General features: G+C 66.8%; 7 protein-coding genes and 2 pseudogenes. 2 read left to right on the forward strand and 7 right to left on the reverse strand.

Annotation, left to right across the window (positions count from 1 at the left end):
- Positions 1-296: 296 nt before the first annotated feature.
- From ACZ6I1_RS30300 to ACZ6I1_RS30325, 6 genes and pseudogenes are all read right to left on the reverse strand, one after another.
- Positions 297-836 (reverse strand): hypothetical protein, encoded by a 540-nt coding sequence (locus tag ACZ6I1_RS30300; RefSeq protein WP_469292088.1) that lies wholly within the window; start codon positions 834-836, stop codon positions 297-299.
- A gap of 363 nt (positions 837-1,199) precedes the next feature.
- Positions 1,200-1,325, reverse strand: a complete 126-nt coding sequence (locus tag ACZ6I1_RS30305) for a hypothetical protein (RefSeq protein WP_469292089.1) — start codon at positions 1,323-1,325, stop codon at positions 1,200-1,202.
- Positions 1,326-1,431: 106 nt separating this feature from the next.
- Positions 1,432-1,746, reverse strand: coding sequence for a hypothetical protein (locus tag ACZ6I1_RS30310; RefSeq protein ID WP_469292090.1), 315 nt, complete (start codon positions 1,744-1,746; stop codon positions 1,432-1,434).
- Positions 1,737-5,627: a TreTu family toxin gene (locus ACZ6I1_RS30315; RefSeq protein WP_469292091.1), complete on the reverse strand. Its 3,891-nt coding sequence runs from the start codon at positions 5,625-5,627 to the stop codon at positions 1,737-1,739. The genes ACZ6I1_RS30310 and ACZ6I1_RS30315 overlap by 10 nt, the downstream gene beginning before the upstream one ends.
- Positions 5,628-6,865: 1,238 nt before the next feature.
- Positions 6,866-8,711, reverse strand: a pseudogene (locus ACZ6I1_RS30320) (helicase associated domain-containing protein); the annotation flags it as partial.
- Positions 8,712-9,085: 374 nt separating this feature from the next.
- Positions 9,086-9,737, reverse strand: a pseudogene (locus ACZ6I1_RS30325) (transposase family protein); the annotation flags it as partial.
- Between the two features lie 35 nt (positions 9,738-9,772).
- On the opposite strand from ACZ6I1_RS30325, the gene ACZ6I1_RS30330 reads away from it, so the two are divergent.
- Together ACZ6I1_RS30330 and ACZ6I1_RS30335 are read left to right on the forward strand one after the other, a co-directional pair.
- A complete protein-coding gene (locus ACZ6I1_RS30330) occupies positions 9,773-10,249 on the forward strand; it encodes a hypothetical protein (protein ID WP_469292092.1) in 477 nt (158 codons plus the stop codon).
- A 199-nt stretch (positions 10,250-10,448) separates the two neighbouring features.
- Entirely contained in the window at positions 10,449-11,162 is a 714-nt protein-coding gene (locus ACZ6I1_RS30335; protein ID WP_469292093.1) for a hypothetical protein, read from the forward strand.
- A gap of 86 nt (positions 11,163-11,248) precedes the next feature.
- Here the strand turns inward: ACZ6I1_RS30335 and ACZ6I1_RS30340 are convergent, their stop codons facing one another.
- Entirely contained in the window at positions 11,249-12,019 is a 771-nt protein-coding gene (locus ACZ6I1_RS30340; RefSeq protein ID WP_469292094.1) for a transposase, read from the reverse strand.
- Positions 12,020-12,037: the final 18 nt, after the last annotated feature.

A 12,037-nucleotide genomic window follows, 5' to 3' on the forward strand; every position in this document is an offset into this window, starting at 1 on the left:
GGAAGTTTCCTTCATGGTGCGCTTTACGACCGCACATCCGGGGCGCCGGGAGGCACCACGGATACCGGGCATCGTGCGGATGTCAGAGGAGTGGTGCCGATCACCGCGGTCAGGCCGACGGCCATCCAGGGTGACCGGGGGGTGATTCGAGGCGTAGAGCTTCCTTCGAGAAGCTTGGCAATCAATGGTTTCCTCGAAGAGTGGTCAATGACGCGATGTCAGTGAGCCGGGTGTCGCGGGGCTGGGAGCAATGGACGGCCCCGCTTGTGCGTACGGGGCGAGGGGACGATCGGGTGCTACGGCTTGGTGGAGCGGATGTTGACCAGCATGTGCTCGCGGCCTTCGGGGTCCGCGGTCTCGCCGACGGAGGTCCAGCTGTTCCTGGCGATGTCGAAGGACTTCGCCTCGGTGCCGACCGTCATGTCGACCTTGGTGACGTAGTCGTTGCCCTTGATGAGGTGAACCGAGGGGATCTCCATCGTCAGCCATCCAGAGTTGCCGGTGACCTGGAAGCAGATCTTGGACTTGTCGCGGGCCCAGACCTCGATGAAGCCGGTGCCGCTCGCGCAGTCGACGAGGGTGATGTGGCCGTCGCCGCGCTTGAGGACGATGTTCTTCTCCGCGAGGATCTTGTCCGCGTGCGGGTAGCCGAAGTCCTCGACGGCGTAGCCGGGCCCCTCGTCCGCGACGGTGGTGACCGCGACTGTCTGGGATGCCGCTCCGGTGCCGGACACGGCGACCCAGGCCAGGGCGCCCGCTACGGCTGCGGCACCGATGGTGCCCGCCAGGAACTTCTTCCCCTTCGGCTGGGCTGCGTGTGGGGTACGTGCCTTCATGACGATCCTTAAGTCGTTGATTTCGATCGGCCGACCAGGGTTTCGAGAAAGACCTGGAAGCGGCGAAATCGGAGAGATCCCGCAACTCCGGCGCGGGCGCAGGCGCGGGCATGCACGCCAATGAAATCCCGTAAATCGATCTTTGTCCACTTCGCCAAGTACCCCAGAACGGGCGGGAGTCAGGGGTAGGCCAGTGACTCTTGCCACCTTCCGGAAGAGTTGTGATTCCGCATGTGTAGAAGATGTGAAGATTCGCTTTATTCTCCACCCTCGAAGTGTCCGGCGTCTGGAAAGGCAAGGCCCCGTTGGAGTCGTTTCGACTCCAACGGGGCCTTGCCGGATAGAGGGCGGTCAAGCCTCCGGTCAGCGCGCGGCCGAACCACCTTCACCGCGAGCGAGCAGCGCCAGCTCGTGAATCAGGTGTTCCAGTGCCGCATCGATGAAGAACAGCCGGAACCCCAGTCGCGGAATTCCTTCATCGCGGGGCACCCTGGAAAGAGAAAGGCCTATGAGCGTGGCGCAGCGTTCCGGAAACTGCGCGAATCAGTCCAGGTGACGATCTTTCCGCCATGAGTGTAGATTCCCTGCCGCTGGGTCAGGGATGCCGCAAGATCCAATCGCGGGCTGACTCCAGAAGAGATTCGAGCTCGCTGAAGGACGCTACCCGACCGCTTTTCGTTTGAACCTGACCAGTCGCAACATTGGCGAAATCTCTCTCAAACTCGCCACTCTCCCATAGCACCAGCTGGGCCATGAAATCACTGCCATTGAGAATCCAACTTACCGACTTCGGCTGACGCTCGTCCGGCGATAGTTCAAACTCCGAAATCGTTGCCAGTTTCTCTACCTTCTGAACTTCCAAGGAAATCCATTCCTTGGCTCGCTCTAGCAGCTCGCCCTCTATGGACATCTCGATCCTCCCAGACTGATGTTCTTCGCCTCCGGCAACTGAGGTACCGGTTCACCCTTCCTTTGGGCCAGCCGAGCAAAGATGGTATCGGAATCTGACATCTTGAAGTCGCCCGGTCGACCGCCCGGGATGAGTGATGATTTCGGCACGTCAAATTCGACGTACACAGATCCTGGACGCGCAGATATGTACGCATCCTTTGTCGCCGGATACACGACGTAGGTGAAGCCACCACCACCGCGCTGGACCTTTCCGGTATCCATCATCGACTGATACTCCGCAGCCGACATCCAGCGGCCAACGGTGACAATATCGCCGGGCGACTCACCCCCGACGTTGTGAACGAGGACCGGTGTTGCGCCCGCGAGTACATAGAAGGTGTGGAGGTTTGCGACGGTCAGGTTGTAAACGCGCTGGTCGGGGACAGTCCACGCCTGGGTCGACTTGACCCAGACGATCTCGCCGGCGGCGGTCCGCAGCGGCATCCCCGCCTTGACGTCGGAGGCCTTCTTCCAGGAGCCGCTGCTGCCCCCCACCCAGAACGGATGGCCGTCTGTGGCGACCACCGAACCTCCGGTACCCGGTCCGCCGATGCCGATCTTCACCAGGTTCTTGGACCCGTTGCCGACGATGGTCGCCTCAACAGCTTCGGACTGCGTGCGGCCGGTGACCGGGTCGGTGGCGAGGACCCTGTCACCGACCCGAACGTCTTCGATCGCCTTGTAGCGGCGGTCGGCCATCAGGACGCGAGTACCCGGAACGAAGCTGTTGCCACACGGCGGCCGCTTAAAGAGCAGCTTGGCCCGGAGTGCGAGCAGTGCGACATCGTCGAGGCACCGGGGTGACTTGCCCTGAAGGCACTTCTCGATCTCCTCCGCGCCCACGTACCAGGCGATCAGGCGGTCGAGGTAGGTGCTCGTGATGCAGCCCATGCCGCCGGCCTGATCGCTGCCGCAGACGAGCAGCGTCTCACCCGGCTTCAGCTCTCCGTTCGCCAGAAGAGTCGAGCGGTAGTTGACCAACCGCTTCTCGAGGGAAGTGCGAAGTTCCTCGTCAGACAGCGGCTTGCTTGCCTCTTGAGCCTCCTGCTGGATCTGGGTCTTCAGCTCTGCGACCAGCATGTCGGCGGCAGTCTTCATCGCTGCCTCGGAGGCCTTTGACGCCTCTTCGGAGTCCTTGCCCGCAGCCTCGGAGGAGAGCTTGGCCTGGTAGGCGGACGCCCTCGCCTGCGCTGCGTATGTGGAGGCCACCGCTGCGGAATGCTGCGCCTGTTCGGCGGACCGGGCGGCCCGCTGGGCTGCCTGCTGGGCCGAGGCGGCGGCGTTCCGGGCGGTCTTCGCCGATTCGGCGGCGCGGCGCGAGGAGTCGGCGGCCGCGTCTGCGGAGGCGTCGGCCTGCGTGGCGTACTTGGCGGCCTCGTTGGAGGAAACCTGGGCCTTGTCCGCCCACTCGCCTGCCTTGATGGAGTCCTTTCGGGCGTTCGCCGCGGCCGCTTGCGCGTCAGAGGCGTCCTTTAGGGCGAGTTGCGCCGACTTGTAGGCGGCCTGCAGCAGGCTGTTGACCTGGGCGATGTGGGTGGCGGCGTTCAAGTCTCGCTGCCCGGCCTTGTGCAGGCCGACCTCCAGGAAGGTGCGCAGCCCGTCCGGCGGACCTGTCAGCGCGGCCTGGGCGGCGGCCTTGACCTCGGGGCCGCCGGTCGCAAGGGCCTTGCCGACTGCCACGCGGTCGTCGTCCTCGCGGGCCTTAAACTGCCCGACCTCCAGGAACGTCGCCATGTCGGCCGCGGTGCCGTCCAGCGCCTTGCTGGCCGCCGCCTTCACGCCCGCTCCGCCTTCAGCGGAGATCTTGCCGATGGCGATCCGGTCGTCCTGCTCCTTGCCCGGGTAGGCCCGGGTGCGCAGGAACTCCCGCACCTGGTCGATCGGCTTGTCCAGTGCGTCCAGGGCAGCCTGCCGCTGCGCGGGGATCGCGGAGCTCAGGGCGATGTGGGAGACGCTGGCGCGATCGTCCTGTTCCCGAGCCGTCGTGAGACCGGTGTGCACGAACCGGATCACCTCTGCGTCGGTGCCCGACAGGGCGAACTCGGCGGCGTCCCGCAACCATGTCCCACCGGTGCCGAGCATGTTGACCGCGGCCTGCCGTCCCTTGGCGGCGGTGACCTTCGGGTCGGACGCCTGGGAGGCCTCGGCGAGCAACTGCATCGTCTGCGTATTGAGCTCCTGCAGCCGACCGACCTCGTATGCGGCAGCGGCGACGCGGGCATCGTAGTCCCGCTTGGCCTCCTCGGCCGTGAGCACCTCCTCGTCCTGCTGCTGCTGCAGGCGCTCGGCATCCGCCTTGCGCGCCGCCTCGATCACGGATGAAGCCTTCTCGGCTGCCCCCAGCGCCTGGTTGGCGGCATCTGTGGCCGAGTTCGCCGCGGTGGTGGCCGCGGCTGCGGCGTCCGCCGCCTTGCCGGCCTCGTCGGCAGCCTTGTTCGCGGCTGCGGCCGCGGCCTTGGCGTGCTGGGCGGCGGCATTGGCTGCGTCCCGCGACTGCCGGGCTGCGGTGGCCGCCTCCCTGGCGTTGGCCTGTGAGACGTCGGCCGCACGCGTGGCCTGGTCGGCGAGCCTCTTGGCGCGCGCCGCCGCTGCCTTCGCTTCGTCGGCCTTGCCACCCGCCGTATCTGCCCAGTTGCCCGCGCTCACGGCCGCGGCGGCCGCTGCGGCCGCGTTCTGGCCGGCATTGGACGCGGCTCGCGCCGCATCCCCGGCCTTGTCGGCGGCGATGCCGGCCTGGTCCGCGGCGTCTGCGGCCTTCTGCGCGCCGCTGGCGGCGGCATTGGCTTCCTGCGCCGCCTCTCGGGCCTTCTTCGCCTTGGTGGCGTCACCGGCCGCGGCCGAGGCCGCGGAATGAGCCGCGGAAGCCGCCTTGCCGGCGCGGCTGGCGGCGTAGGCCGCCTGCGCCGCCGCAGTAGCGGCGACCCGCGCCGCCGAGTTCGCTGCCGCAGCCGCGGATACGGCCGTACGGGCCGCCTGGGCCGCCCGGTCGGCCGCCGCCGCCGCGCGGGAAGCAGCTGCTGCCGCCTTTGCGGCAGACTCCTTGCCCGCCTCGGCCTCCTTGGCCGCGGCCAGCGCAGCGTCCCTCGCCGCCGCTGTGGCCTTCTCCGCCTTGGCCGCCTCTTCCTTGGCGGTCTCGGTCAGCTCGCTCGCCTGCTTCTGCGCCTTGTCGGCGAGTTCGGCCAGCTGTGAGACGCTGAGTGCCTCCTGGTCACGCGCGGCCGCGACTTCCCACCCGTGGTCCAGGAACTCCTGGATCTCCTCGGGCGTGCCATCCAGGGCCTGATTGGCCATCAACTTGATGTTCGGACCGCCGGTGGCCAGCAACTGGCCGACACGGACTCGGTTGTCGTCTTCCCGGGGCCCGAACTGGCCCTTCTGGAGGAACGCGATCTGGGCGTCCGCCGTGCCGCTCAGCGCCGTATTGGCCGCACGCTTCACCCCCGGACCGCCGAAGGCCATGACGCGCCCTACGCTGACACGCAGATCCTCTTCGTAGGCCGGGACAAAGCCGCCGTCCATGAAGCCCTGCAGTTGCGCGGTCCCACCGCTCAAAGCCGCGCTGGCTGCCGCACGTACGCCCGGACCACCCTTTGCCATGAATTCGGAGACCTGCGTGCGCAGATCGTCTTCCTCGCGCTTCGGCATCTCCAGGGCCATGAACGCCTGGACTTCGGCATCCGTCCCCAGCAGCGCGGCCTCGGCAGCCTTTCGCACCGCCGGGCCGCCGTACTTCCAAACCTGCACGACATCGGATCTGCTGTACGTCACAACCTCGTCGACGGCTGTGGCCGGACGCAAATCGATGCCCAGCGTCAATGCCAGGGCTATCAATATCGCCACGAAGCCGCGCCATCTAGGCACGGCTCGCACTCCGGAATTCAACGTGCTGCTCCCCCATTTGAGTGGCATTTATCTGCAGCTTACTCAAATAAGAAGCTTGCCCTTGCACGGCCCGGGGACGGGCCGATCGGCAGGGGTATGTCCCGGCCTCCCATGGCACGGAAGGATTTCCTCCGCCGGCCGCCATCTGGGTATTGCCGTGGTCAAGGTCGCGAGATCTTGGCTCAAATGTGTCTACTGGACAGCACCATAGAAGCCGTTGCTGATCTTTGTCTACGACGCGAATCACCTCAGAACGGGCGCAAGTTGACCTGATCCTATGATGCTCACCACCCTTGAGAAGGGTTGTACGACCCGATGTGAAGAACCTGTGAAGACTGCCGCTGAGGGGGAGGGAAGTTCCGGTATCTGGGGCTTGGTGAGCTGGGGTGTTGTCAGGTCGTGTGAAAACGGCCTTTGCTGTGTTAGTTGTGGCTAGACCTGGGGTTCTCGCGGGTTGGTTGAGAATCTTGCGGTTGATGCAGATGGCGTATGGGTCTAAAGGACCGAGTGCCCCAGGTGTCGGAGTCGCCGGAGACGAACGCGCCGCCGAGCTTGGGTGGCCCGGCCGCCCTTGGGATCGTAGATCCGCGGTGGCGTCGGCCGCCGCCACCCGGCGAGGGCTAGATGGTGGTGCCGATGGCGAATTCGTCGATCGTCGACTGGTGGCTGGCTAGGAGGTCCTTGCCCTGGGCGCTAGCCTCCTGGCATGGATCCTCGTGGGCCCTTTCACCCGGGCGATGGCCGTCAGCGCTATGCGGGCCCTGCCGTCGTTGTCATGCCTGACGGTCGCGAAGTCGCGGTCACCGCGTCCCTCGTCCTGCGCTACGACCCGCGCCGGAGCGACAACCGGGAGTCGGACCGGGACAGCACCTGGGCCGGCAGCATCACACTGGTAGATCCGGGAAGCTGCGTTGACCTCTTCGATGCGGACCCGGGAATGCTCCGCCTGCCCGATGGGCGTGAGAGCGAGTTCATGGCGACAAGCGGCCACACTGAAGTCGGCGTTGCAGGGCTTGGTCCAGCGCCCTTCGCTTCGCAGTGAATGAAGTTGGTACCCACAGAAGCGGGCGCCGCACGGCGCGCAACACCGGGGAGTCCGCGTTGCACCTCCGACCTTCCAGAACATCGCCCGGCGCACACAGCACCGGGCCCCGGACCTTGAGAGGCCCGGGGCCGGTCACGGCGCTGGAAAGGGTTCATAGGCTGTCCGAGGGGGCCTGGGGGATCGTCACCGGCCTTGCCCAGTGCACTCCGAGCTGCCGTAGCGCGTCAAGCTGCTCCTGGGTGAGTTTGTGGCGTCGGGTTTCGGTGTTGGAGATCCATTCGCCCAGTTTCACGATCATCGGCTCCGCCTGGCCCTCGACCGCGATCTCCTCGGCGTGGGCGCGGGGCACCGGCCGGTGGGCGCCTTTCCGTTCCACCCACTGTGTGAGGGCTGTCAGGCCGCGCGCTGGAATGACTGCTGCGCCTTGCCCGGACCCTTGCACCTCGGCTGGCCGCCGGGGGTCGGCTGTATATGTTGCTGGAGCCAGCGTCCGATGTCGTCGCCGTCCATGAGGACGCCGGGGCGATGTCGGGCAGGTGGCCGTCGGCGTCGAGCAGGTCGGCCAGGACGCGGTGGTGGCGTTGCCAGTCCAGGGGCCAGGGGCAGTTCCAGTCCTTGTCGATCGCGGTCAGCTGCGCGGCCCGGGTGGTGGCGGTGTCCTCGTTCTTTCCGAGCCCGTTTTTGGCGCCCTTGCGGCGGAGGTTGGCCATGTACTGGCCGACGGGCACCATCTCGTCGTCCTCACCCCACCTCGCGTCCTGCCGAGGCGCGAGGTGCCCGGTGGCCCGCCGGTAGGACCGCAGGTCGGCGAGTTTGTTCTCCCACGCCTCTTCGCCGGCCTCCCACACCATCCCGGCCTCCGGGGCGTCCAGCAGCGTCTTGCGCCGCTCCTCGAGGTCCCCGGCGTGCAGGGCCTTGCGCTGCTGGTGCACCCACCGCCCGAGGGGGAACGCCTTCGTGACGCCCACCGACGTTTCGGTGTTGTACGCGACGGCGTAGAGGCCGGTGATCTCGTTCTCTGCCCGCCACCGGATGAGGGCCTGGTAGCCCTCCAGCCACACCAGGGACTTGGGCCGGTAGACCCGAGTGCGCAGGAACGCGGCGATCGTGGCGGCGTCGCGCGGGCTGGAGAAGTGCAGCACGGCTGATTCCGGGGCGGCATCAGCACCGCCCTGTTCCTGCTCCTGGTCTTCGCCTTCGCCGCTGGCCCTGATGATCCGTCCGTCTTTGTCGCGCTGGAGGTGGATCTTGCGTTGTCCGTGGGTGAGTGCGCGGGAGGCGAGCTGTTCGACGAGTCGGTCATCATGGCTGCGGAGGCTTTGGAGGACTGCTACAAGGGGGCGGAAGCTGGCGCTGGCGACCATGTCGGTGGGGTCCTCGCCCGGCTCCAGGAAGATGGGCACGATGATCCGGGCGATCTTGGTGGAGCCGTCCTTGTTGAGGCGGAGGGCGCGGCCGATGTTCTGGACGATCTCGACCTGGGAGCCGCGGGTGTCGGCGAAGCAGATCGCCTCCAGCCCGCGCTCGCCGGTGATGTCGAGGCCCTCGCCCACGACCCGTACGGAGGCGAGGAACGTCCGGTGCACGCGCCGGTTGTTCGCGTCGATGCCGTTCGCGAACTGGCGCAAGACCTCGCGGCGCTCAGTGACGAGGTGGTCCCCGGACAGCCACGCCGACCAGACCCGGTCCGGGGGTACGTGGCGGCCGGCCTCCAGCTCGTAGAACTCGGGTGTCGATCGAGGACTTCGGCAGCTTCTCCGCGGCCGCCAGGTCGGCGTCGGAGGCGCGGTGACGTACAGCTCCGCCGCCGTCTCGGGCAGCTTGTCCCCGAACGCGGCCGCTTCCTTGACCTTCTGGTGGAACGTCATGAACGTGCGCAGGTTGTACGCCGCGGCGTGCTCCAGGAGCGCGGCCTGCAGCAGCGCCAGGCGCCGGCCCCGCCGCGCCTCGTCGGACTCGGCGAGGACGGGGGAGGCGTCGCGGATCTCCAGGACGTCCGCGACCCCAGGCAGGGGTTCGACATTGCGCTGCGCAGGTGTACCTGGCGCTCAGCCCACCGTGGCCGGCAAGCGAATCAACTGGGAATGCAACAAAAGACGGCCAGCCTGTCGGCAGCGGCGTGGGCTCACCCTCCCGTTCAGACGAGAAGCCGTGGACTGTGCTCGACAACCCGAAAGGTTCCTCCGAGGCACATCGGGCCCATGTGCTCACTGTCTGGTACTGACCGGGTGCATGGCCCAGAGCGAAGCGGGGCGTGCTTCACGGTCTGCAGTCGCTGAGCCGAGCCAGCGAGGAGCCGCGGGCGGCTCCGAACGGCAACTCGGCCCCGGGGCAGCCGGCGCACCATAACGCCGATCACCGCCCAGGGGATCTCGACGCGGGCCTGAACCTGCTTGTGGGACCGGCTGTGCTCCTCTTCCCCGTGGGGAAGTTCGGTTTGGCCGGGCTCCCTGCGATGAGGGATCACCAGTCCCGTGCCCTGGTAGCCGCCATCGGCGACTGTGGTTGTATTGCCGACGGCGGCTTTGGCGCCGGACTCCTCCCAGCCGCAAGAGTCGTGGCGGTTGTCCGGCAGCGGCCGGCCGATCACAACGACGAGTCGAGTGTCCGCGTCGATGACGACCTGGTGGGCGGTGGAGTACCGCTAGCTCTTGGACCGCTCGGCCACCGCGTGGTCGCGGGTGGGGACGAGAGTGCCGTCCACGATGAGCACGGGTCTCCTTGGCGAACCGCTTGCGGGGCTGAAGCGCGAGTATCGGCCCGAGGTGGTCGATGATGCGGTCCGCGGCCGACTTCGAGATCCCAAACAGCCGGAGCGAGCTGCCGCATCGTCAGGTTCGTGCGCCAGTAGGCGACGACCAGCATTGCCCTGTCTCCAGCGACAGGCTCCACGGCCGACCCTTGCGGACCGCGTGTTCACCCTCCCGCCGCAGCCTTGTCACCAGTTTGCCGAAGTTGCGCGGGCTCAGCCCGGTGAACGGGGCTATCCAAGACGGCTCGGGCGCCGTGATCAGACCAGCCACACCGAGATCGTCTCAAAGGTCGATGCTATGGGACGATGATCGTCATGTCAGGTCAGGTCTGGGTGTCACTCATATCGTTGGGCGGCGTTGTCCTCGGCGGCGTCTTGTCCTACCTCGTCCAGCACAGAACTCAGCGGTCAGCGGAACGTACTGAACAGCAACGGCAGCAGATCGCGCTGTCAGAGACCCGGCGCGCGGAACGGCTTGCGCTGCTGGAGAGGTTCATCGAGGTGTCGGCAGAGGCGGAACGCTGCGCGTACACCCGGCCGTCCGGATGGGAGGACACGGACGCCTGGTACCTCACGACCCGGGACGTGATGTACCGGTTCTGGGTCGCGGACCGGCTCATCCGCATCCAGTTCCCCCCACCCGTGCATGAGGCCGCACACGCGCACTTCCTCGACCTCAACCGGACCGTGTGGGAAGGCTTGCCCGATGGCGAGAGCGTGCGGGACTACCTAGAGGGCAACCGGTCAGCCTTTCTCGACACGGCCCGCGCGGTCATGGGGTAGCCCACCGCAGGGGTCCGGAGATCTTTGCGGGACAGCCCTTACCCGGGGGCGTCCGGTTCCAGCCTGGGGTATCAGCGCAGAGAGTAATTCCCATTCTTGGTCAGTGAGTTCATGTCGATGCACAGCCCATGATCCAATGGGCGCTACTCAGGCAACACGCGCACGCTAGGTTCTGGCCCGCGCGGAGGGGGAGATCGCCATGGATGTTATTGCGGGGGCCGTAGGCTCGCAGATTCTCAGTGCAGTGGTGGCCGCCGTGCTCACCGGCATCGGCACCCTGGTGCGCTGGCTCGTGCTCAAGCGGCTTCCTGCACGTCGCACGTGGCGCTACCTGAACGCAGGCGAACTCTCCATAGTGCTTGACACCTCCTACGTCGACACTGGCCGCTACCAGCGCCCCGTAGCCGGTCTGGGACAGGTCCGGGCACTGTCCGTGCTCATCCCCTCTCTCACTCACGCCTACCGTGACCTCGACTTGGAGAAGGTCCGCCTGTCGGCACACTTGCCGGGCAGCGAGATGGAGCAGAATCTGCTCATCTTGGGCGGACCGAAGAACAACGAGGCAGCCCGCCGCATCCTGGAAGCCATGACGGAGGCGTTGCCGTTCCGGCTGGGTGGAGGAGCGATCACATGGGAAGGGACGGCCTACACAGGAGATGCAGCGAACGGCGAGGTTGTACGTGACTGCGGCTACATCGTCCGAGCCGCGAACCCCCTCAACCCGAACAAGCGTGTCGTGCTGATCGGCGGTTGGTCCACGTATGGCACCGTGGCAGCAGCCCGCTGGCTGGCCGAGAACGGCGCCAGTCGTTCCCTGACCGCCGATGTCGCCGTGCTTGTAGAAGCCCCGGTTCTTCGGGATGGCCACGTGTCCACACCTCGCGTCCTGCGTCAGGCAAGCATCAGCAGGTGAACCACACCACCGTTTGAAGACGGGCGCTAAAGGGTGTTGCAGAAGGTCTGTTCCGGGCAGGCCTGAGTGGTGCCTGGCCTGCTGATTCAGCCTGTCATGGCCATGTTGTGCATGGTGGCGACGGCCTGGACGGTGTGGTGGAGGCCGTCGCCCTTCTGGCGGCAGTCGCGGAGGATCTTCCAGTTCTTCATGCGGGCGAAGGTGTGCTCGACACGGGCACGTACCCGCCGGTGCTCGGCGTTGTCCTCCTCCTGCCCTCGCAGGAGAGGACGGCCGGCTCTTCTGCGGTGCGGGACGATCAGCCCGGTTCCGAGGTAGGCGCCGTCCGCGATCACCGTCGTCCCGACCGCCGCGGCCGGCAGGTCCGACTCCCGCCAGATGTGGGCATCGGCCTTGTTTCCCGGCGCAGGACGGGCCGACGCGACCACCAGACGCGTGTCGGCATCGATGATGACCTGCACGTTCGCCGAGAACCGGTAGTTTCTCGACGAGGCCCCCACTTTCCGGTCGCGGACAGGGATGAGGGTGCCGTCCACGATCCACAACCGGTCGGTGTCCGTCACCGGCCGCGGGGCCGGCTCGAGCGCCAGGAGCGGACGCAGGCGCTGGTTGACCCGGCAGACCGTCGCTGAGGAGACGCCGAACAACGGGGCGAGCTGCCGCATCGTGCGGTTCGTGCGGTAGTACACCGCCACCAGCAGCACCCGGTCCACCAGCGGCAGACACCACGGCCGGCCACCACCAGGCCCGTTCCCACCCCGCTCCCGCACCACCCTCACCAGCTTCACGAACCGGTCCATCCGCAAGCCCGTGAACGTCTCCACCCACACCGGCTGAGCCCGCAACACCCCACCCATAGAGGCAAAATGCCCATC

The organism is Streptomyces sp. NPDC046303 (genome assembly GCF_055588085.1).